The organism is Nocardiopsis gilva YIM 90087 (assembly GCF_002263495.1).
Classification (GTDB): domain Bacteria; phylum Actinomycetota; class Actinomycetes; order Streptosporangiales; family Streptosporangiaceae; genus Nocardiopsis_C; species Nocardiopsis_C gilva.
The window spans coordinates 5,155,366-5,178,268 of sequence record NZ_CP022753.1 but is presented as its reverse complement, the minus strand read 5'-3'; the positions used below and the strand labels follow the sequence as shown (position 1 = coordinate 5,178,268).

13 protein-coding genes and 3 rRNA genes are annotated in these 22,903 nt (G+C 66.0%); 11 read left to right on the top strand and 5 right to left on the bottom strand.

The features are described from left to right. Positions 1-39 precede the first annotated feature (39 nt). Entirely contained in the window at positions 40-1,296 is a 1,257-nt protein-coding gene (locus tag CDO52_RS22900) for an MFS transporter (RefSeq protein ID WP_017620867.1), read from the top strand. On the opposite strand, the gene CDO52_RS27820 is transcribed toward CDO52_RS22900, so the two are convergent. Then, positions 1,249-2,001: a hypothetical protein gene (locus CDO52_RS27820; protein WP_152471828.1), complete on the bottom strand. Its 753-nt coding sequence runs from the start codon at positions 1,999-2,001 to the stop codon at positions 1,249-1,251. The two genes, CDO52_RS22900 and CDO52_RS27820, sit on opposite strands and share 48 nt — an antisense overlap. 199 nt (positions 2,002-2,200) lie before the next feature. Between CDO52_RS27820 and rph the strand changes: the two genes are divergently transcribed. The 9 genes from rph (at position 2,201) to CDO52_RS22850 (ending at position 14,229) form a co-directional block, all read left to right on the top strand. Beyond that, positions 2,201-2,920 (top strand): ribonuclease PH, encoded by a 720-nt coding sequence (rph, locus tag CDO52_RS22890; RefSeq protein WP_017620865.1) that lies wholly within the window; start codon positions 2,201-2,203, stop codon positions 2,918-2,920. Beyond that, positions 2,917-3,540 (top strand): RdgB/HAM1 family non-canonical purine NTP pyrophosphatase, encoded by a 624-nt coding sequence (rdgB, locus tag CDO52_RS22885; protein WP_017620864.1) that lies wholly within the window; start codon positions 2,917-2,919, stop codon positions 3,538-3,540. The genes rph and rdgB overlap by 4 nt, the downstream gene beginning before the upstream one ends. An 842-nt stretch (positions 3,541-4,382) precedes the next feature. Next, positions 4,383-5,911, top strand: a 16S ribosomal RNA gene (locus CDO52_RS22880). 371 nt (positions 5,912-6,282) lie between these two features. Next, positions 6,283-9,373: ribosomal RNA gene (locus CDO52_RS22875) — 23S ribosomal RNA — on the top strand. A gap of 175 nt (positions 9,374-9,548) precedes the next feature. Beyond that, a 5S ribosomal RNA gene (gene rrf, locus CDO52_RS22870) occupies positions 9,549-9,666 on the top strand. Together the 16S, 23S and 5S rRNA genes form the textbook arrangement of a ribosomal RNA operon. A 1,136-nt stretch (positions 9,667-10,802) precedes the next feature. Further along, entirely contained in the window at positions 10,803-12,308 is a 1,506-nt protein-coding gene (locus CDO52_RS22865) for a hypothetical protein (protein ID WP_157745691.1), read from the top strand. Between the two features lie 121 nt (positions 12,309-12,429). After that, positions 12,430-12,627: a hypothetical protein gene (locus CDO52_RS22860; protein ID WP_017620965.1), complete on the top strand. Its 198-nt coding sequence runs from the start codon at positions 12,430-12,432 to the stop codon at positions 12,625-12,627. Between the two features lie 157 nt (positions 12,628-12,784). Continuing rightward, a complete protein-coding gene (locus tag CDO52_RS22855; RefSeq protein WP_017620966.1) occupies positions 12,785-13,327 on the top strand; it encodes a GNAT family N-acetyltransferase in 543 nt (180 codons plus the stop codon). Between the two features lie 212 nt (positions 13,328-13,539). Continuing rightward, the gene (locus CDO52_RS22850; protein WP_157745689.1) at positions 13,540-14,229 is read left to right on the top strand and encodes a hypothetical protein; all 690 of its coding nucleotides are present in this window, start codon (positions 13,540-13,542) and stop codon (positions 14,227-14,229) included. Positions 14,230-14,295: 66 nt separating this feature from the next. Here CDO52_RS22850 and CDO52_RS22845 read toward each other — a convergent pair whose 3' ends face one another. Further along, complete coding sequence (locus CDO52_RS22845) at positions 14,296-15,075, bottom strand: ABC transporter permease (protein WP_017620968.1); 780 nt, start codon at positions 15,073-15,075, stop codon at positions 14,296-14,298. Positions 15,076-15,177: 102 nt separating this feature from the next. After that, entirely contained in the window at positions 15,178-16,149 is a 972-nt protein-coding gene (locus CDO52_RS22840) for an ATP-binding cassette domain-containing protein (RefSeq protein WP_017620969.1), read from the bottom strand. 1,050 nt (positions 16,150-17,199) lie between these two features. Between CDO52_RS22840 and CDO52_RS22835 the strand changes: the two genes are divergently transcribed. Further along, positions 17,200-20,688: a transglycosylase domain-containing protein gene (locus CDO52_RS22835; protein WP_094932690.1), complete on the top strand. Its 3,489-nt coding sequence runs from the start codon at positions 17,200-17,202 to the stop codon at positions 20,686-20,688. 318 nt (positions 20,689-21,006) lie between these two features. Here the strand turns inward: CDO52_RS22835 and CDO52_RS22830 are convergent, their stop codons facing one another. Both CDO52_RS22830 and CDO52_RS22825 read right to left on the bottom strand, forming a co-directional pair. Continuing rightward, the gene (locus CDO52_RS22830) at positions 21,007-22,095 is read right to left on the bottom strand and encodes a glycoside hydrolase family 15 protein (RefSeq protein WP_033301783.1); all 1,089 of its coding nucleotides are present in this window, start codon (positions 22,093-22,095) and stop codon (positions 21,007-21,009) included. Continuing rightward, the gene (locus CDO52_RS22825; RefSeq protein WP_083920078.1) at positions 22,092-22,886 is read right to left on the bottom strand and encodes a class I SAM-dependent methyltransferase; all 795 of its coding nucleotides are present in this window, start codon (positions 22,884-22,886) and stop codon (positions 22,092-22,094) included. The genes CDO52_RS22830 and CDO52_RS22825 overlap by 4 nt, the downstream gene beginning before the upstream one ends. Between the last annotated feature and the right edge of the window lie 17 nt (positions 22,887-22,903).

Below are 22,903 nucleotides of genomic sequence, written 5' to 3'. Positions count from 1 at the left end.
GCTGGGTTGTTCGTCAGGGCGGTGAGGGGCGGGCGGGGCATGGGGGCTCGACGATCGCTGGGGCGGCGGTTCGGGTGGCTCTGGGCGGCGTATGCGGTCAGTACGTTCGGCACGTGGCTGGCGTTCGACGCGTTCGCCATGATCGCGATCCTTGTGCTGCACGCCGGGTCGGCCGAGGTGTCGCTGCTGGCCGCGGTGGGGTTGGCCGTAGGGGCGGCGGTGGCGGTGCCACTCGGACCGTGGGTGGAGTTCTGTCGCAAGCGGCCGGTGATGATCGCGATGGACCTGGCCCGGTTCGCGGCGGTGATGAGCATCCCCGCCGCGTTCGCACTTGGCTGGCTGACCTTCGCCCAGCTCTTGGTCGTGTCGGTCATCGTCGCCGCTGCCGACATCGCCTTCAGGGCGGCCAGCGGTGCCTACCTGAAAGCGCTCGTCCGGCCGGAGGACCTGCTCGTCGCGAACGGGCGGTTCGAGTCCACAACCTGGACCGCCACCGCGCTCGGACCGCCGCTGGGCGGGGCCGCGATCGGGATGTTCGGCCCGGTGGCGACCGTGGCGGCCGACGCGGTCAGCTATCTTCTCTCGGCAGTGGGGATCCGCGCGATCGGCGGGAGGGAGCCACGCCCCCCGCGAACCGATGCGCCACGGCTCCGAGCCGGCGACCTGCTCGACGGGTGGCGATACATCCTCACCCACCCGACGCTTCGTCCGCTGTTCCTCAACACGATCCTGGTCAACGGCCTGATCATGGCGACGTCGCCGCTGCTCGCCGTGCTCATGCTCGGGCACCTCGGGTTCGCACCCTGGCAGTACGGCCTGGCCTTCGCTGTGCCCTGTGTCGGCGGACTGATCGGCTCACGTATGGCGCCCCGACTGGTCGCGCGGTTCGGGCAGCGCCAGGTTATGCTCACCGCTGGGGCGCTGCGCGCGTGCTGGTTGCTCGGATTGGTGTTCGTCCGCCCTGGCGCGGCCGGGCTGATGCTCGTCATGGCCGTAGAGCTTGGGCTGATCACCTGCATGGGGGTGTTCAACCCGGTGTTCGCCACCTACCGGCTCGACCAGACCGGGACGGATCGCGTGGCCCGCACCCTGTCTGCATGGTCGGTCACCAGCAAAGCCACCACCGCGACTCTGACCGGGCTGTGGGGCCTGCTGGCCGGCATCACCAGCCCCCGCATCGCGATCGCGGTCGCCGGGCTCCTCATCCTGACTACCCCGCTCCTGCTCCCCCGGCACCGTCACGCGCCTTCACGAACCCTTCGACGCGTCACCCTCGTCAGGCGCGTCGACGGATAGCACCCGCGAAGCCGTCGCTGTCGTGGCTGCTAGCAACTGCTCGTCCGCGTCCAACGCGCTCTGTGCCGTAATGGACATCAGCATTCCCGGCAGGTGGAGGTCGATCTCGGTGAATACCTCGCCCTCGGTCAGCGATGCGATGCCACCGATCTCCTCCAGGGCGGGCGTGGTGAAGTAGTTCGGATTGCCGCGCGCGATGTCCGGAACGTGGCCCGGGTACTCCACCTCACTGCGCTTCGGCTCGAAGGTCACCAGGATCACCTGACTTCCCTTGCTCGGCGCGTAACCGGCCCAGGAGCACTCCAGCCGCTGGTCCGCGCGCACCTCGGTGAACTCCGGTTCGGTCAGCCGATCGGTGATGTCGGCCAGGTCCTCCGAGAGTCCACTGGACTCACACGACTCGGGAAGCGGAAGGGGGTCCACCGCCTCCGGGGCGGTGCCATCCGCAGCCCGATCGTCTCCTGGCACCTTTGTATCGGCGGTAGCGGAACCGCTGGTGGGAGTCGGGGTCGCCGTGTTCGGGATTGCTGTCCCGCCCCACTCCTTCCATAGCGGTGCGGGCGACTCCTCCGACGGGCTCGTGGGGCTCGGCGAGGCTGGAGCGTCCGGGTCGGTGGTGCAGCCGACCGCCAACCCCGCGATCACCGCGGCGATGACGCCGAGCCTCCTGCGGACGGCCGCGGCGTTCCGCGGACTGACTGTCATGGGGGGAGAAACCTCTGCCATTAAGGGAAAGCGGGACGGTAGCCCCATGGTGTCATCCGGTGCGTGGGCACCGGCAGCGGGTGACCGGACCGTAAGCGAAGGGAGATGGGAACGGGAAGAGGGCGGGTGGCGGGCCCGCCAGGTCGGAGAATCCGGCCATACGCCTCGCCCGCTCGCCGTCGCCGATAGGCTCGACTTTATGGCTCGACCCGACGGACGCGCTCCGAATGAACTCCGGCCCGTAACCATCACCCGCAACTGGCTCCGCCACGCGGAAGGCTCCGCCCTCATCGAATTCGGCGACACGCGAGTGCTGTGTGCCGCGAGCGTTGAGGACGGTGTGCCGCGCTGGCGCCGCGGAACGGGCGAAGGCTGGGTCACCGCCGAATACGCGATGCTCCCGAGAGCGACCGACACCCGAGGCGCACGAGAGTCGGTGAAGGGCAAGATCGGTGGGCGTACCCACGAGATCTCCCGCCTGATCGGCCGCTCCCTGCGCGCGGTCGTGGACTTCAAGGCGATGGGGGAGCACACCATCACGCTTGACTGCGACGTCCTGCAGGCCGACGGGGGGACCCGCACCGCGGCCATCACGGGCGCCTACGTGGCGCTGGCGGATGCGGTCAAGTACCTGCGCAAGCGCCGTAACCTGAAGAACAACCCGCTCACGGGGTCGGTGGCCGCTGTGAGCGTCGGCATCGTCCAGGAGCAGACTCGGCTCGACCTCAACTACCTGGAGGACTCGGTCGCGCAGACCGACATGAACGTCGTTGTCACCGGTGACGGCCGATTCATCGAGGTCCAGGGTACGGCCGAGGGTGCGCCGTTCGAGCGGAAGGCACTCGACGGGCTGCTGGACCTTGCTGTCGGCGGATGCGCCGAACTCACCGAGATGCAGAAGAAGGCCCTCGCGGGATGAGTGCACACACGACGATCGTTCTGGCGACGCGCAACGCCAAGAAGATCCCGGAGATGCAGGCGATCCTCACCGAAGCCGGGCTCGACGCCGAGGTCGTCGGGCTGGGCTCGTACCCGGACGCTCCGGAGGTGCCGGAGACCGAGCCTACGTTCGCCGGCAACGCCCTGCTCAAGGCGCGCGCCATCGCCAAACACACGGGGCTGCCCGCTGTCGCGGACGACTCCGGACTCTGCGTTGACGAGCTGCACGGCATGCCGGGAGTGCTGTCGGCGCGCTGGTCCGGCTGTTTCGGCGAGCAGTCGGGCGACAAGGACTCGGCCAACCTGGAACTGGTGCTCGACCAGCTGTCCGACACCCCGCACGAACGACGCGGTGCGGAATTCGTGTCGGCGGCCGCGATCGTGCTGCCATCGGGGACGGAGGACGTCGTCGAGGGTGTGATGCGCGGCCACCTCATCGACAAGAGCCGGGGAGAGAACGGGTTCGGCTACGACCCGATCTTCGTCCCGGAGGGGGAGACCCGCACCACGGCCGAGATGAGCGGCGCGGAGAAGAACGCGATCAGCCATCGCGGCATCGCCTTCCGTCGTCTGGCGGAGCGTCTCCAGGAGCTGCTCTAGGACCCTGTGGTCCAACAGGCGAACGGATACGCGAGTGTTGCCGGTCGGCTGACTCTTCAAGGGTGGCTGCCTGGCAACACTCGGTCTGCGCTCTGTCTGTCTGGTCTGGTTCCGGATGAGTGGTCGCAACGAGACCTCAGAAGCCTGAGATAAGCGATTCGCGCCCCCGAGCAACATCCGGTACCGTCGGCATGGTCGTCGGTACGGTTCCCCCAGGGGAGCGGACCGATCACCCTCGGTCACGTTAAAATCGTTCGAACCATGCGTTGCGAGCGTGTAAACTGGGTTGAGCAGGTGGCCGGGAACCGAACATCCCACCGGATGGGCGGTCGGCCCAACCTCGTCGGTGGACGAAGCGGACGCATTGCGGCCGTGTCCATCACATCCAGGATCAACTGTTCGATGCCACTACTGGTGGTGTTGTAGCGGGTCTCGGTTGGAACTTCACTGGATCGCGCGGACACCGTGTCAGAACCAGTGAAATGGATGAGGAAGATTCCTTCACTTGAAGGGAATCCGCAAAAACGCCGATTTGGCGGGAATGCGGGGCCCTGATACGGTGAAGACACAACAAAGCGGAACGCACCGCCTCAACAGAAAAGCCAGACCAGGCAAATGACAGGTCGGCTCGTATGGGATGAGCGGTTGTTTCTTGAGAACTCAACAGCGCGTGTTTGTTTTTCTTTCAGCCAAGTTTGTTTTGGCCCCTTTTGAGCACACGGAACCCTTGGTGGTTGCGGGGTGCTCGGGGTTCCTTTGATTGACCGAGGGTTCTCGGTCGGTCAGGGTTATCTCTTCCAGGTTTACCCGCCATGCTTCGGCACGGCCGGGTTGTTTGGCCTTTGATGGAGAGTTTGATCCTGGCTCAGGACGAACGCTGGCGGCGTGCTTAACACATGCAAGTCGAGCGGTAAGGCCCCTTCGGGGTACACGAGCGGCGAACGGGTGAGTAACACGTGAGCAACCTGCCCTGACTCTGGGATAAGCCGTGGAAACGCGGTCTAATACCGGATACGACACCCTGCCGCATGGCGGGGTGTGGAAAGTACTTGTCGGTTGGGGATGGGCTCGCGGCCTATCAGCTTGTTGGTGGGGTGAAGGCCTACCAAGGCGATTACGGGTAGCCGGCCTGAGAGGGCGACCGGCCACACTGGGACTGAGACACGGCCCAGACTCCTGCGGGAGGCAGCAGTGGGGAATCTTGCGCAATGGGCGAAAGCCTGACGCAGCGACGCCGCGTGGGGATGACGGCCTTCGGGTTGTAAACCTCTTTTACCACTCACGCAGGCCCCGGGTTTTCTCGGGTTGACGGTAGGTGGGGAATAAGGACCGGCTAACTACGTGCCAGCAGCCGCGGTAATACGTAGGGTCCGAGCGTTGTCCGGAATTATTGGGCGTAAAGAGCTCGTAGGCGGTGTGTCGCGTCTGCTGTGAAAGGCTGGGCTTAACCCTGGTTTTGCAGTGGATACGGGCATGCTAGAGGTAGGTAGGGGAGACTGGAATTCCTGGTGTAGCGGTGAAATGCGCAGATATCAGGAGGAACACCGGTGGCGAAGGCGGGTCTCTGGGCCTTACCTGACGCTGAGGAGCGAAAGCGTGGGGAGCGAACAGGATTAGATACCCTGGTAGTCCACGCCGTAAACGTTGGGCGCTAGGTGTGGGGCTTTCCACGGTTCCCGTGCCGTAGCTAACGCATTAAGCGCCCCGCCTGGGGAGTACGGCCGCAAGGCTAAAACTCAAAGGAATTGACGGGGGCCCGCACAAGCGGCGGAGCATGTTGCTTAATTCGACGCAACGCGAAGAACCTTACCAAGGTTTGACATCACCGGTAAACCATCGGAGACGGTGGGTCCTTTTGGGATCGGTGACAGGTGGTGCATGGCTGTCGTCAGCTCGTGTCGTGAGATGTTGGGTTAAGTCCCGCAACGAGCGCAACCCTTGTTCCATGTTGCCAGCACGTGATGGTGGGGACTCATGGGAGACTGCCGGGTCAACTCGGAGGAAGGTGGGGATGACGTCAAGTCATCATGCCCCTTATGTCTTGGGCTGCAAACATGCTACAATGGCCGGTACAGTGGGCGTGCGATGCCGTGAGGTGGAGCGAATCCCTAAAAGCCGGTCTCAGTTCGGATTGGGGTCTGCAACTCGACCCATGAAGGTGGAGTCGCTAGTAATCGCGGATCAGCAGTGCCGCGGTGAATACGTTCCCGGGCCTTGTACACACCGCCCGTCACGTCATGAAAGTCGGCAACACCCGAAACCTGCGGCCTAACCAGCTTGCTGGGGGGAGTGGGTGAAGGTGGGGCTGGCGATTGGGACGAAGTCGTAACAAGGTAGCCGTACCGGAAGGTGCGGCTGGATCACCTCCTTTCTAAGGAGTCTTATTTGGCTGGTCGTGGCATCGGCTGTTGTGGTCGGTGGCGGTCGGCGGACTCGAAAGTGGACCCAGGAGCATGCTCTGGACTTTGTCCAGGCGTGAGCTGCTGGGATGGCTGAACTGAGAGACGAACTTCCGCACCTCGTCCTGGAAGAGGGGGTGCGGGCGCGCTGTTGGGTGTCTGAGGATGCAACCGCTGGTTGTGTTCCTGCGTGCCACCCTGACGAAGACCCTGGTGGGCCGTCGATCCCGGATCTTTCCGTGTGTGTGGAGGGGTTCGGGTGGCTTGTTCCGGGTGTTGTGGTTGGGTGTGTGGCTGGTGTTTTGATTCGTGGATAGTGTGCGCGAGCATCTTGTATCTGTGGTGGCCAAGTTAGTGTGGCATACGGTGGATGCCTTGGCACCAGGCGCCGATGAAGGACGTGGGAGGCCGCGATAGGCCGCGGGGAGCTGTCAACCGAGCTGTGATCCGTGGGTGTCCGAATGGGGGAACCTAGCCCGAGTTGTGTCGGGTTGCCGCCGTCTGAATGTATAGGGCGGTTGGTGGTGACGCGGGGAAGTGAAACATCTCAGTACCCGTAGGAAGAGAAAACAACAGTGATTCCCTGAGTAGTGGTGAGCGAAAGGGGATGGTGGCTAAACCGTGCGCGTGTGAGAGACGGCAGTTGTTGCGTGTGCGGGGTTGTGGGATGCATCTGGCCTGGTCTGCCGACTGGGCGCGTTGGTCGATTGTTGTAGCCGAAGCCGTTGGGAAGCGGTGCCGGAGTGGGTGAGAGTCCCGTAGGTGAAGCGGCAGTCGACGCGTTGGTGTTTTCCCGAGTAGCGCGGAGCCCGAGGAATTCCGTGTGAATCTGGCAGGACCACCTGTCAAGCCTGAATACGTCCTGGTGACCGATAGTGCACAAGTACCGTGAGGGAAAGGTGAAAAGTGCCCCGGTGAGGGGTCGTGAAATAGTACCTGAAACCGTGTGCTGTCAAGCCGTCAGAGCTTTGCCTTCGGGTGGGGTGATGGCGTGCCTTTTGAAGAATGAGCCTGCGAGTTATGGTGTGTGGCGAGGTTAACCCGGGTGGGGTAGCCGTAGCGAAAGCGAGTCTGAAGAGGGCGAATGTGAGTCGCATGCTGTAGACCCGAAGCGGGGTGATCTACCCATGGCCAGGGTGAAGCGGCTGTAAGAGGTCGTGGAGGCCCGAACCCACCAGGGTTGAAAACCTGGGGGATGAGCTGTGGGTAGGGGTGAAAGGCCAATCAAACTCCGTGATAGCTGGTTCTCCCCGAAATGCATTTAGGTGCAGCGTCGTGTGTTGCTTGCCGGAGGTAGAGCGACTGGTTGGCTGATGGGCCCGACAAGGTTACTGAGGTCAGCTAAACTCCGAATGCCGGTTTAAGTTATAGCGCGGCAGTGAGACTGCGGGGATAAGCTTCGTAGTCGAGAGGGAAACAGCCCAGATCATCAGCTAAGGCCCCTAAGCGTGTGCTAAGTGGGAAAGGTTGTGGAGTTGCTGAGACAACCAGGAGGTTGGCTTAGAAGCAGCCATCCTTTAAAGAGTGCGTAATAGCTCACTGGTCAAGTGATTCTGCGCCGATAATGTAGCGGGGCTGAAGCACACCGCCGAAGCTGTGGAGCCGACACATACGTGTTGGTTGGTAGGGGAGCGTCGTGCGTCCGGTGAAGCCTCGGGTGACCTAGGGTGGAGGGTGTGCGAGTGAGAATGCAGGCATGAGTAGCGAAACCGGAGTGGGAAACTCCGGCGCCGATTGACTAAGGGTTCCTGGGCAGGTTAATCCGCCCAGGGTGAGTCGGGGCCTAAGGCGAGGCCGACAGGCGTAGTCGATGGATAACGGGTTGATATTCCCGTACCCGTTCACACGCGCCCAGTACCGAGTCCTTTGATGCTAACCACCACTGAAGCGGTGGTGTGCCTTCGGGTGCGCTGTCGTGGAGGCGTGGGACCCAGGAGGGTAGTAGGTAAGTGATGGGGTGACGCAGGAGGGTAGCTCTACCGGGCGGTGGTTGTCCCGGATAAGCGTGTAGCCCGGAGCATAGGCAAATCCGTGCTCCATCAGGGGTGAGGCGTGATGTCGAGCCGTTTGTGGTGAAGTGAGTGATCCCGTGCTGTCGAGAAAAGCCTCTAGCGAGTGTGTGGGCGGCCCGTACCCGAAACCGACGCAGGTGGTCTGGTAGAGAATACCGAGGCGTTCGGGTGAACCATGGTTAAGGAACTCGGCAAATTGTCCCGTAACTTTGGGAGAAGGGGAGCCCTGTCTGGTGATGGAACTTTGCTTCTTGAGCTGGGTGGGGTCGCAGATACCAGGGGGAAGCGACTGTTTATTAAAAACACAGGTCCGTGCGAAGTCGTAAGACGCGGTATACGGACTGACGCCTGCCCGGTGCTGGAACGTTAAGAGGACCGGTTAGCAGGAGTGATCCTGCGAGGCTGGGAATCTAAGCGCCAGTAAACGGCGGTGGTAACTATAACCATCCTAAGGTAGCGAAATTCCTTGTCGGGTAAGTTCCGACCTGCACGAATGGCGTAACGACTTCCCCGCTGTCTCAACCATGGGCCCGGTGAAATTGCACTACGAGTAAAGATGCTCGTTTCGCGCAGCAGGACGGAAAGACCCCGGGACCTTCACTATAGCTTGACATTGGTGTTTGGGATGGTTTGTGTAGGATAGGTGGGAGCCGGTGAAGCCGCCACGCTAGTGGTGGTGGAGGCGTTGGTGAAATACCACTCTGGCTGTTTCGGGCATCTAACCCGCACCCGTGATCCGGGTGGGGGACAGTGTCTGGTGGGTAGTTTAACTGGGGCGGTTGCCTCCTAAAGGGTAACGGAGGCGCCCAAAGGTTCCCTCGGCCTGGTTGGCAATCAGGTGGTGAGTGTAAGTGCACAAGGGAGCTTGACTGTGAGACGGACGTGTCGAGCAGGTGCGAAAGCAGGGACTAGTGATCCGGCACCGGCGTGTGGAAGCGGTGTCGCTCAACGGCTAAAAGGTACCCGGGGATAACAGGCTGATCTTCCCAAGAGTCCGTATCGACGGGATGGTTTGGCACCTCGATGTCGGCTCGTCGCATCCTGGGGCTGGAGTTGGTCCAAGGGTTGGGCTGTTCGCCCATTAAAGCGGCACGCGAGCTGGGTTTAGAACGTCGTGAGACAGTTCGGTCCCTATCCGCTGTGCGCGTTGGAGACTTGAGAAGGGCTGTCCCTAGTACGAGAGGACCGGGACGGACGAACCTCTGGTGTGCCAGTTGTTCCGCCAGGAGCATGGCTGGTTGGCTACGTTCGGGAGGGATAACCGCTGAAAGCATCTAAGTGGGAAGCTTGCTTCGAGATGAGGTCTCCTGCCCCGTTGGAGGGGGTAAGGCTCCCAGTAGACGACTGGGTTGATAGGCCGGGTGTGGAAGCCTTGTGAGGGGTGGAGCTGACCGGTACTAATCGGCCGAGGGCTTGTCCACCGCAGATGGCTGGGTGCTCGCGCACACTATCAACACCTTCATGGACTGTTGGGTTCATGGGTGGGTGTTGGCGTAGATTTCGCACACGAATCAGAATAGTTTCATATTGCCGCTCGTTGCGGCCCGTGGTTTTCCACGCTGGCGGGGTTTTTCCTTGTTGGTGGTGGTTCTAGGGTTGCGGTGGTTTTTGCGAGGGGGTCACACCCGGTCTCATTTCGAACCCGGTCGTTAAGTTCCTCAGCGCCGATGGTACTGCCTCCATGGTGGGGGTGGGAGAGTAGGACGCCGCCGCGCATTTCTTGTGGAGGAGGGTTGCCCCTGTGTGGGGTGGCCCTCCTCCTTTTTTGTTGCCCGGGTTTGTGAACATGTGAAGCCGGGGTCGGGGTGCGGGTGCCTTTGGGGCGGGGCGAGGGGGCTTGCTGGGCGGCCTTGTCCGAGGTCACCCGCACGATGTTCTGTGGTGAAAAGCAGCACCGAGGACGGCAGGGGTGGGGGTGTCGGTCCCCTTCAGGGGCGGCTGGGCGCGGCTGGTTTCGGCGGCCACGCCGCGGGGCGCCCTTGTGGTCGAGGGGCGGCGAGCGCATCGGCAGGCGAGGGGGCTGCTGGTCTGGGCCTGCGGACGGAGAGCCCCCGCCCGGTCCGGGGTGTGGCCGGTGTGTCCCACGTGTCCCGCGGTGATCATGGCCAGGGGCCCGGTTCTGTCCGGTGTGCCGGGAGAATCACCGTGATCATCTCGGGATGGGGGCGTGGGAGGTTTGCTGGGCGGCCGTGTCGGCGTTCGCCCTGTCCGGTGTCCTGGGGTGAAAGGCGGCACCGGCGGCCGGCGGGGGCGCCGTGGTGGTCCAGCGGCGTGGGGTGGGTGGCCCGGGGGCGGGAAAACGCTGGCTGTATGCCCGTGATGTCCCCGCCTGTGTTGATCTCGGGGACGTGCGCCAAATTCTAGCGGTTTTTTGGCGCGCTTTCCCGAGATCAACGCAACCACTCTGCACTGAACAGGATCAATAGGGCACAGCTCCCGCCTCTTCCCGTCTCGCCGCGCCACCGCGCACCCCTTCCGCCGATGATCATGGGGAGTTCTCTGGTTCTGTCCGTTTTGCCGGAACAATTCCCGTGATCATCAGCGGAAGGGGACTGGGGCGGGATGGTGTTCCCGCATTGCGGAAGCCCCTGCACACGAAGCGAGAGGAGCCTCGCACGTCGCAAACCGGGCCCGCCGTACCCCTCAGGGGACCGGCGCCCAGCACTTCACCGAGCTCGCTGCCGCTTTTCACCACAGAACATCGGGCAGATAACTGCCGACACGGCCGCCCAGCAGACCCACTGCCCCGCCCCGTGCCGTTGCCTGCCGCCTGCCACAAGGATTTCGTGGGTTGTCCACAGGCGGGAAATTTGTTGCGACACCGGCGGGGTGGGGTTTCTAGCTTGGATGTATGAGCGATGGCGCGGGTTTCACCCCTTCTTCCTCCCGGCCGCCGGGTGGCGGTGCGGGCGAGGCGGTGGCGTGCCTGCGCCGTGCTGCTGAGGTGTTGGGCGAGGTGGCCGGGGCCGACATCCCGCCCGGGGCCGAGCACACCGTGGGCGAGGACCTCATCCAGGTCCTGCAGGGCCTGGATGAGGTCAAGCTCGCTGCGGCCGATGCGGCGGGGGTGTTCGAGGCGCGTGGTGGGCTGGTGGGCTCGGGGCAGTTCCGGCTGTCGCATTGGTTGCAGCACACCGCGCACCGGTCTCCGGCCGAAGCGCGCCAGCTGGCGTCGTTGGCCCACCGCTCGGCGCATCTGGAGGAGTCCGAGCAGGCCTACCAGCAGGGCGAGATCTCTCTGGCGAAGCTGGAGCGCATCGCCCACTGGGTCAACGAAGGCCTGGCCTGCCGGTCGGTGCAGCGGTGGCCGGAGGCCGAGGCCTTCGCCCACACGGCTGAGGGTCCGTTGTTGGGGTTGGCGTGTGAGCCGGGGGTGACGGTGTGGGGCCTGGACCAGGTCGGACGGCGGTTGCGCTACACGTTGGACCCGGCGCGTCAGGAGAAGGAGTACCAGGACCGCTATGCGGGCCGGGGTGCGAGGTTTATCCGGGGGATGGATGACTCCTTCCACCTGGAGGCCTGGGGGGACGAGGCGTCGGGGGACGTGTTGCGCAACGCGCTGGACGCCTTTTTGGCCCCGCCGGCCACGGAGGGGGAGGAGCGCTCCTCCTACCAGCGCACCCATGACGCGTTGGTCGAGATGTGCCAGACCGTGGTGGAGCTGCCCGCCGAGCAGGCGCCGCGCCGCAGGGCCGGTGCCAACCCGGTGGCGTTGGTGGTCGGGCTCGACCTGCTGCAGGGCCAGGAGGGGCGGGTCCGGCGGTCAGTGAGTACGGCACCCTGTGGCCGGCCTCGGCGGCCCGGGCGCACGCTTCGGATGGTGTGCTGCGGCGGGTGGTGTGTGATCCGGTCAGCGGGCAGCCGCTGGATGTGGGTTATGCCCAGCGGTTGTTCTCCCCGGCGGTGCGCACCGCTCTGCTGGTGCAGCGCCAGAGGTGTGCGTGGGAGGGCGGGTGTGACCGGCCGATCGCGTGGTGCCAGGCCGACCACAAGGTCGCCTGGTGGGACGGCGGCCCCTCGGACCTGGCCAACGCCCAGCCGTTGTGCCGGTTCCACAACCTGGAGAAGGAGCACCGCCGGGCGCGGGAGCGCGGCTGGGCCCAGCGGCCCCGCCCACGGCACAGGCCCCACCCCCCGCCGCCGCGGGCGCCGGGCGGTCCCGAGCTCCCCCGCCGCACGGACCGCCCTGACCGGGGTGCGCGCCCGCCGGCTGAGGACACCGGCGGGGGTGAGGGCTCCGCTGATCGGCCACCGGATGACACCGTTTGACGCCGCTTGCTCGTGTGATCTTGCCGGACCCGCCAGGTCCCCCCGCCCGGCGGGCCATCGGCATGCCGTCAATACGCGGACGTGGTGAGGCGGGCGTCGGTTCGCCTGGCTCGCCCTGCGGCACCTGTTCGATCGGGGCGGACGGTGGCAACGTGCTTCACGCGATCACCGGCCCGCACCACACCCATCGACCAATCCCGCCCCTTATCGTGGCCGCTCACGACCGGGATACTGACCACGCGCCGATCATCGTGCAGCCCGACATCAACACCATCCTGTCCGACCGGGGGAGCCCGCCACTCCGCGCGGGTCACCCGCGCTCGCTGATGTCGGCCGAGTTCTTCGCCGCCCAGTACGAACAGGTCCACGACGGTGCTCGGCGTAACAACATGCCGCCTGAAGGTTGACCTCCTAGCCCCGGAAGCCGAGCAGCCAGGAGAAACCCAACCTGGCCTCGTGAGCTGAGGGCCTGCTGTCCGGAGCGGTCGTCCGCTTCTGTTTCTGTGTGGGCCTTCCGCTCGAGGGTCGCACAGGGTGCCCGCCTCTCGCGGAGCGACTGACACGATGAACTACATGATCGAGCTAGGCACCGCCCACACCGCCGAGCTGGACGCATCTGTCCTCGCTGCTGCGCGGGCCCTCTTGGATGAGGTATTCGAGGGCGACCTGACCGACCACGACTGGGAACACTGCCTGGGTGGGGTCCACGCCCTCCTCTGGGAGGGAACCGATCTGATCGGGCATGCGTCCGTGGTTCAGCGCCGACTGCTCCACCACGGGCGGGCGCTCCGTGCGGGGTACGTCGAGGGTGTCGGGGTGCGCGCGGACCGGCGTCGGTGTGGCCATGGGGCGACGATGATGGACACACTGGAACGCGTGATAGGCGGAGCGTACGAGCTGGGGGCGCTGAGCGCTACCGATGCGGGCGCGGCGTTCTACGCGGGACGTGGCTGGAGGCGGTGGCTGGGGCCGACATCAGCGCTTACTCCCTCCGGTATCGTGCGCACCGCGCAGGAGGACGACGGCGTCTACGTCTTGCCTCTGTCAGTCCCGCTTGACCTCTCCGGGGAACTGACCTGCGACTGGCGCGATGGTGACCTTTGGTAGGTCCGGGCGTACAGGCAGGGCCTTGTGCCGGATGCGCCCCCAGAGCTAGATTCGCGCCTGTCCGTCCGTCGGAGCAGCGGGGAAGTGCACGTGGCGCGGCACGAGTTGGGCGCACTGGTCAGTCAGCATCCGGGGTGGACAACCGTCGCCGCTGGCCAGCCGCCGTCATCGGACTGGCCGTGGCCGCCGTGGCCGGCCTTATCTTGCTGGCAGTGCTCGCCGACTCTGGGGAGCAGCCTTACCAGCGCTCGCACGGGCGGGGCATCGGCATTCTCATCGGGTTCGCGCTGTCCGGGCTGGTGATCGGGTCGGTCCAGCTCGTTCAGGTGATTCGACGTGGAACCAACGAGTACTTCGAGGTCCGCGAGGGCGGGTTGGTGTGGAACACCGCGTTCGCGCTGCGCCAGTGGCCGTGGGAGCAGGTGCGCGGCATGTGGTACCGCCAGGCTCCCGGAACCACGGCGCCGGCCGCCTACCTCGGGCTGGACTTCTCGGCCTCGATCACTGTCGCTGACGGGCGGAAGATCCGAATCAACGGCCTCACGAGCGACTACGCCACCCTGACCAGCAACGTTCTGGCGAAGCAGCCGACCGTGGTCACCCCGCTGACGCAGCGGATGTACTGGAGCTGGCTGTGGCTGTGGCTGGGACTGGGCAGCGCCGCGGTGTTCGGAACGATGGTGACCTACACCGCCCTGAACTCCGGCTATGACGAGGTCTGGACCGAGATCCCCGGGACGGCGATCACCGAGGTCGAACGGATTCCCCACCTCTCCGATGGCGCTCTGACACTCCTCGTGATTGGCGCTATCGTCTCCGGGATTGCCGCACTGACCTTCACGATCCTTTTCTTCCAGGCCATGAGGGGCCAAAAGCCGGTGGGCCGGTATGGGGGCCCGTAGCTGGATCGGTGGCGCGGCGGTCCGGAAGTGTTTCATCAGACCGGCCGCGCCAGTGGGGAGATCGGGTCACACCGCGCGTCGCATCGAGCGATTCCCGAGCGCCAGCCCGGCAGCGGCGATCGCGCAGGCCGACACGATTCCGTACAGCACCGATACGTCGGTGATCTGTCCGGCGAAGAGGGAGCGCTCCGCGTCGACGATGTAGGCGACCGGGTTGACCGCCCCGACGATCTGCAGCCAGCTCGGCCCGAAGTCGAGGGGGAGCATCACCCCGGACAACAGCATCAGGGGAAACAGGAGGAGCTGGGTGATCCCGTAGAACAGCTCACCACTCGGCTGGGACGCGATCGCCAGGGCGAATGACAGCGCGCCCAGTCCGATCCCGAAGACGACCAGGAGCGCCAGTCCGGCCAGCACCCCAACGGGGTGAACCCGGAAGCCCAGCGGTGCGGCGAGGCCGATGATCAGGAGCGACTGGGCCAGCAGGAGCACCATCTCCTTCAGGGTCCGGCCGATCAGCATCGCCGTGCGGTCCAGCGGTGTGACCAGCATGCGCTCCATCGATCCTCCGAGTAGCTCGACCAGCAGGTTGTAACCGGCGAGCATTGGACCGAACAGGGACATCATGATCAGGATTCCGGGGACGAACCACTGCCATGATGCTCCGTCACCCCCGAAATCCTGGGTTCCCGCCAGCATCGAGCCGAACAGGAAGAGGAAGAGCAGGGGCTGCGCCATCGTGAAGAGCAGGCTCACCGGCGCGTGCAGCACCGGTGCGAACTCGCGGACGAACATGGTCCGTGTGTCGCGGGCGAATTTCGTGGTCGACGCCGTTGTCGTGCTCATCTCGGGGCTCCTTCGTAGGCTGTGGGCGGAATAGGGGGAGTCGATGTTGTCGACGTCGAGTTGAGGGGAAGGAGGGTCGCCGGGAGCGACCCTGTGGGGGAGTCACGCGTCGCCGCCCTCCTGCTCGCTCTCGCGCAGGCTGCGGCCAGTGAGGGTGAGGAACACGTCGTCCAGGGTGGGGCGGGCTGTCTCGGCGGAAGCGATCTCCACTCCCGCCGCCTCCGCCACCCGCAGGAAGTCAGGCAGCACCTCACCGGCGTGGGGAACCCGCATCCGGACGGTTGTCCCCTCCCTCTTGATCGCGTCCGGGACAGCGAAGCGCGTGGCGACGTTCCTCGCCCGCGCCGCCTCGCCTTCGTCCGGGGTCGTGATGGTGAGCAGGTCGCCCGCCAGGTCGCTTTTGAGCTTCTCGGCGGTGCCGTCGGCGATGATCCGTCCGTTGTCGATGATCACCACCCGCTCCGCCATGCTGTCGGCCTCCTCCAGGTAGTGGGTGGTGAGGAAGGGGGTCGTGTCGTACTCCTCGCGCAGCCGCAGGATGTGCCGCCAGATATCGGCCCGACTCTGCGGATCGAGCCCGGTCGAGGGCTCGTCGAGGAACAGCAGCCGGGGCCGGTGGATGAGACCCATCGCGATGTCCACTCGGCGGCGCTGGCCTCCCGACAGCGTTCCGGGGGTGCGCTTGGCCAGCGGTGCCAGCTCCAGCAGGTCGAGAACCTCGTCGGCGCGGCGACGCGCCGCGGCCCGGGTGAGCCCGTAGCAGCATCCTTGGGTCACCAACTCGTCGCGGACCCGGAAGTTCTCGCCCGCGCTGTTCTTCTGCCCGACGTAGCCGATCCGAGCACGCACACCGCTGGGGTCGGCGACGACATCGCAGCCCGCGACGATCGCCGTCCCGGAGGTCGGCGGCAGGAGCGAGGTGAGCATCCGCAGGCTTGTCGACTTACCAGCGCCGTTCGGACCGAGGAACGCGACGAGCTGGTCGGGCTCCACATCGAGGTTGAGGCCGCGGACGGCCTGAACCGTTTCTCGCTTGACCTTGAAACTCCGGGTCAGTTCTCGGGCATGGATCATGGTCCCCTCCTGGGGTGGTGAACGGTGAAGTCCGGGCATGGCGAGTAAGCCCGTCGTGGCGGGCCTGGTGGATGTAGATCCATCCTTCTCTGCGTTATCCGGGAATTGCAAACGCGAATCTACGTTCGCGTTTGTCTGACCTGCGAAAACGTGGCTTGTTAAGGTGTGTTGACCAGGTAGCGGAGTGTGATTTTCAGCGTGCAGCGCCGTGCTGAAAAGGAAGAATGGAAGAGCGGAGGGAATTGTTCTGATGCGTGACAGATTTTCTGATATACCGGCGCTGCTTCGTGCCGCGAGAACGCGCGACGGGCCGCCCGCGACTGTCGGCCTGATCGTCCTTATGGCCGTGCGCCATGCCGAGAGGGCGCGTCAGAGTGGGGAGTGGCCGGACGACTGTGCCAAGCGGTGTCCGGCTCCTGCCGGTCCTTGGCGTCTCCTCGTCGGCCCCGGATGACGAGACGGGTGGCTCGGTCGGCTTTCGGGTGAGCGGGGCGCCGTCCAGCATCGGGGCCGATGCTCGCGATCGCATGGATCGGCTGCGGCTGGCTCCAGCGGCCGGCCGGACTCCCACGTTTGCTCGCCGACAGTGTCGGGGTGGTCCCTCTTCGTGCGAGGAAGAGTGACATGAAGCACATTGCCCTGTCGGTCGCTGTTCCCCGAATCCCGCCAACGTGGCAGGCAGGCGCTCGCCGATGCCAGGGCGCCTTGCGTCTGGCGTCTCCGCCGCCTGTGGGTTTTCGGGCCGAGAGCCAACCGCCTAAGAGGACGCTAAGAACCCCACCAGCGGGGGTCTTGGGCGGCTTTGTGGTAGGCGGAGAAAGGTATCGTGTTCCGGGAGGGTAGCGGCGATATCCCCCGCAACGCCGGTACCGATCCAGATTTTCGCAGAACCGATTCGACCCATGCACGCGTAGTCAAGTGTGAACGGTGTCGCATGCTGGGGGATCGAGAGTGCCAGGGGGCCACCAACTGAGTGAGAGCACGTACGGCGGCGGCCAGACCGAGCCGCGCCCTGAAGCGGACACGCCCGAAAACGACGAAGCTGCGGCCATGGACGGTATCGAACCCCAGGACTCAACGCCCAACGCACGCACGGACAACGTGGACGAAAGCGACGACAATGTTGACGTCGGCGCCGACCAGCCTGGGGCCTCCGATCGCGATGAGACCGGCGCTGCCTCTCCGGAGGCGGATGCCGAGGTGAGCGACGAGGACCACTCCGAAGGGGCGACCGAAACCACGGCGTCTGGCTCGGCGGGAGAGCCCGACGTTGAAGACACGTCCGAGAGCTTCGGCTGGTTCGACCCGTCCAGTGACAGTGACCGGAACCCCGGGGACGATGGCGACGAGACGGACGATTCCTCCTCGTCCAGTGTGTTCAAGGACAGCGGAAGCTTCTTCCGCGACCGCGTCGCGCGCACCCTTGCTGAACAGGGCTACAGCCTCGACGCGGACGGCCGGATCGGTGAGAGTGACGGGTCCGCCGCGTCGATGTCCGGAGCAGACGACGACGCCGACGCCGACGCGGAACGGGCTGGGGCCGACGCCGACAGCACCGACAGCCCAGACAGCACAAATAGCACCGCCAGTACCGCCAGTACCGACAGCACCGGCAACGCAGTCGACGAGGCCAACGAGGCCGACAAGGCAGACGGCACCGACGACACCATCGTCACGGCCGCGACGGCCGGTGGTGCCACCTCTGCTGTTGCCGACGTCGACGACATCGACGATTCCCCTGCTTCCCCTGCTTCCTCTTCTTCCCCTTCCTTCTCGGTAGACGACGAAGCCTTCGACGTCGACGAGAAGGCCGAGAACGACTCCGTCTGGGACCCGGAGGGCACAGCGGCTTTCACGCCAGTGTTCGACGACGACGATGACGACGTGGAGGCTGCCGCGGCGATGGCGTCCTCCGCGCCCGCCGTCGGCTCCGAGCCGTCCCCCGCATCCCATGACGCCGATGGCTCCAAGGAGCCCACCGCATCCGTCGATGAGGATGACTCCGCCTCAGCATCGGGCGAGTCCTATGGCTCGGACCCTGAGAAGACGGAATCCGACGTCACCGCTCCCGTCGCCGCTGCGGGGCTCGGCGCTGCGGCAGCGGGCGCGGCGGGTGCCGCAGCGGCGTCGTCCGCTCCCCCTCCCGGCTCTGGCACCCCCACCCCCGACACGACGAACGACACGCAGGCGGCGGGAACGACCGCTACCTTCGACATCCCCGGTGCGTCCGGCGGTGGCGCCGACCCCGCCGACGATGGCCCCCCGGCCGCGGCCGCCGCCGGCGGGATCGCGACCTCGACCACGACCAAGAAGGCCAAGAAGAAGGTCGCGAAGAAGGGCGGCGGCAAACCGAAGAAGCCGCTGTGGCTGCGCCTCACCGTGGGCACCCTGATCGGCGTCGGCCTCTGCATGCTGCTCGGGGTGATCGGCTTCGGCGTCGCCTACGCGACCATCCCGGTCCCCGACGGCACTAAGGCCGCCGCCACCGAACAGGGATCCACCTTCTACTACGCCGATGGCGAGACCGAGTTCGCCTACCGGGGCACGGACCGCGAGCCGCTGAAGTACGACGAGATCCCCGAAGTGGTTCAGGACGCGGCCATCTCCGCCGAGGACCGGGGGTTCTGGACGGAGCCGGGCGTCTCGGTCACCGGAACGCTGCGCGCCGTGTGGTCGACGGTCACCGGCCAGCAGGTCCAGGGCGGTTCCACCATCACCCAGCAGATGGTCCGGGGCTACTACGACGGTGTGAGCAAGGACAAGACGATCACCCGAAAGGTCAAGGAGATCGTCATCTCGCTCAAGGTCGACCAGTCCAAGGACAAGAAGTGGGTGATGGAGCAGTACCTCAACACCATCTACTTCGGTCGCCAGGCCTACGGCATCCAGGCCGCCGCCCAGGCGTACTTCCACAAGGATGTCGGTGAGCTGAACGCGTCGGAGGCGGCGTTCCTGGCCGCCGCCATCCAGCAGCCCAGCCTGTTCGGCCAGGCCGACGAGGACTACACGCCGAGCATGGAGTCCCGCTGGCAGTACGTGATCAACGGCATGGTCGAGCTGAACAGCGAGGACCCCGAGACCGGCATCACCCAGGCCGAGGCCGACAAGGCGGAGTTCCCCACGCCGGACGAGCAGACGCCGCAGAGCGACCTTAGCGGTTACAAGGGCTACATGTTCCAGCAGGCCATGCGGGAACTGGAGAAGCTCGGCTACAACGAGGACCTCATCAACCGCGGCGGCTACAAGATCGTCACGACGTTCGACGAAGACCTCATGAAGAAGGCGAAGGAGGCCGTGGAGTCCACCTCGGGCATGGACTCCCTCCCCGACGACGTGCGTGCCGGCATGGCCTCGATCGAGCCGTCGACCGGTGAGGTCAAGTCGTTCTACGGCGGTAAGGACTTCATCCAGAACCAGTACGACAGCGCGTTCAGCGGTAGCGCGCAGTCCGGTTCCGCCTTCAAGCCCTACACGCTGGCGGCGGCGCTCCAGGAGGGCTACAGCGTCGACAGCGTGGTGGACGGGAGCTCGCCGATGTCGGTCCCCGGCGGGTCGATCAGCAACGCCGGTGGCCACAGCTACGGGCCGCTGACCCTGGCCCAGGCCACGGCGAAGTCGAGCAACACCGCCTACGCCCGGCTGAACAAGCAGGTCGGTGGGGACAAGACGGCGGCCGCGGCAGAGGCTGCCGGCATTCCCGCCAGCAGGATGACCAAGGAGCAGAGGGCAGCCGCCTCGTTCCCCCTGGGTATCTCCAGCCTGCGTCCCATGGACCAGGCGAACGGCTTCGCGACGTTCGCCAACGGCGGGGAGTACATCGAGGCGCATGTCGTCCGCGAGATCGTCAACAAGGAGGGCGAGAACGAGCGCCCGGAGGTCAAGCGGAATCAGGCGTTCCCGGAGCACGTCGCCAACGACGTCACCTACGCGCTGGAGACGGTTGTCAACGGCGGTACCGGCAGCAACGCCGCGCTGGGCCGCCCGGCGGCCGGCAAGACCGGTACGACCGACAACAACGTGGCCACGTGGTTCGTGGGGTACACGCCGCAGCTCGCCACGGCGATGACGGTCTACAGCACGGACAACAAACCCGTTGTCGTTCCCGGCTGGGGCGTGGTCCAGGGTGGTTCGCTCTCCGCGTCCGTCTGGCAGAAGTTCATGACCCAGGCCATGGAGGGCAAGGACATCGAGTCCTTCCCCGGGCGCAGCGGTGACGGCACCATCGAGAACTGGGCGCCCAACGTCCCCGAGCCGGAGCCGGACACCCCGCAGCAGAACCAGGGACAGCAGGAGCCTGAGCCGCAGCCGCAGCTCCCGCCGGACAACGGCGCGGGTGGCGGAAACGGCAACGGTGGCGGCGACGGTACCGGTGACGGAGGCGGTGGCACGCCCCCGCCCTCCGGAGGAGACGGCACCGGCGGCGGGCAGGAGCCCGACCCGGGCGGCGACGGCAGCGGTGACGTCCCTGGCGGTGGCGGCAACGAGGGCGGCGATTTCCCGCAGCCGGGCGGCGGCGGAGGAACCGTGGGACCCGGTTGAAAGTGGTAGCCGTTGCGTGGTCCGGCACAGAGCGATCTGACCGGAGGTGAGCCGGACGGCCGCATCCGCCGAGGAGGACCTCGGCACGGGCATCCGGCTCCCACCCCGCGCAGAACATAAACCAGAAGGGCACAAACCAGACCAGTGAGAACGCCGCACTCGGCGCGCGAAAAGGCGGTGGCCGGGTCCCTGGAGGATGGGGACCCGGCCACCGCCTTTTTCTCGTGGTGCTGGTCTGTTGGTGCTGGTGTGTTGGTGTTGGACTGTGCTTGGCCTGTGCACGCGACCGGTCCCAAAACCGGCCCCCGGTTCAGCGCCTCACCGCACCAGCGCCGCGCATCCGCAGGACTCGGGGAAGACCGGGCCGGTCTCCGCTGGAAGCTCGGGGGCGGTGAACACCCGGGCGCCCGGCGTGGCTCCGCACAGGACATCCGCCGCGAGGATCACCGCGGCGGCCGTCCAGGTGCTGCGCTCCACCGGCCAGTTCTCGTCCTCGACGAACTGGTAGCCCGTCCAGTAGGCGCCGTCGTCCGGGTCGCGCAGGTGCTGGATGTCGCCGAGGAGCCGCGCTCCCAGCTCCGTCTCCCCCATCGCCGCCAGCGCCAGCACCAGCTCGGAGGTCTCGGCACCGGTGACCCAGGGCTCGTCGCTCACACACCGGATACCCAGCCCGGGAACCACGAACGTGTCCCAGCGCTCGTTGAGGCGCTCCTTGGCCGCGGCGCCGCGCACGGCCCCGCCGAGGATGGGGTAGTACCAGTCCATCGAGTAGCGGCTGCGGTCGGCGAACACCGACTCGTGCTCGGCGACGAGGTGGCCCAGATGGGCCGCTGCCAGTTCCCAGTCGGGCTGCGGGCGGCCAAGCCGGTCGCCGAGGGCGGCGGCGCACCGCAGCGCCTGGTGGATGCTGGCGCACGCGGTGAGCAGCGCGTGGTCGCCGGGCTGGCCGCCGGGGTCGCGCGCCCACTGGATCTCGCCGCGTCCGGTGCGCAGGCCCAGCACGAACTCGATGCCGCCGCGGACCACCGGCCACATCTCCTCGGCGAACGCCTCGTCGCCGGTGATGAGCAGATGGTGCCAGACACCCACCGCCGGGTAGGCGGCGTGGTTGGCCTCGCGGATCGGGTTGACGACCTCGCCGTGGCGGAGCTTGGCCGGCCAGGAGCCGTCGGCGTCCTGGACACCGGCCAGCCAGCTGTAGGCGCGGCGAGCGGCCTCGACGTGCCCTGTGACGGACAGCGCCATGGCGCACTCGACGTGGTCCCACACGTCCAGGTGCCCGCCGGGGAACCAGGGGATGGCGCCTTCGGGGGTCTGGGTGGCCAGCAGGTAACCGGCGGAGCGGGCGATGTCGGCGGCGTCGAGCACACCGGGCACAGCGGGTAGCCCGGGCGAGGCATCACTCATACGGTGTCCCGAATCGTCGCGCCGGGCGCCGCGTCGGCCCGGGTGGAGCGGCCGTCGAACTCGCGCTCGCGCTCGGTGTCGAGCGGCTTGCGCAGGTACACGACGACGCTCTTGCCGATGACCGGGTTGAGCAGGCGCTCGGAGACGCGGGTGACAGCCGGAGCCTCCATCATGTCCCAGACCAGGAGCTTGTGGTACGCCTTGGCCAGCGGATGGTCGTTGTTGTCGGTGCCAACAGCGCACTTGATCCACCAGTAGGGCGCGTGCAGCGCGTGTGCGTGGTGGTGCGGGCCGATCTGGAAACCGGTGGCCTTGAGCTTGGCCTCCAGCTCGGCACGGGTGTAGATGCGGATGTGCCCGCCCTCGTTGGTGTGGTAGTCCTCGGACAGCGCCCAGCAGACGCGCTCGGGCAACCAGCTGGGCACGGTGACAGCGGCGATCCCGCCGGGTTTGAGCACCCGGTAGAGCTCCTTCATGCCGAGCGTGTCGTGCGGGATGTGCTCGAAGATCTCGGCGGCGATGACCCGGTCGAACATGCCGTCGTCGAACGGCATGTCGAGCGCGTCGCCCTTGACCGTCTCGGCCTCCGTCCCGGCGGGGGCCTCGCCCTCGGCGCGCATGGCGGCGAACATGGTGGCGACGTCGGCGAGATCGTTCTCGTTCTGGTCGAAGGCCACGACGTCGGCGCCGCGGCGGTAGACCTCGAACGCGTGTCGGCCGCCACCGCAGCCGAGGTCGAGGACGCGGTTCCCCGGTCCGACGGGGAACAGGGTGAAGTCGACGGTGATCAGGGCTGGCTCCTTCGGGT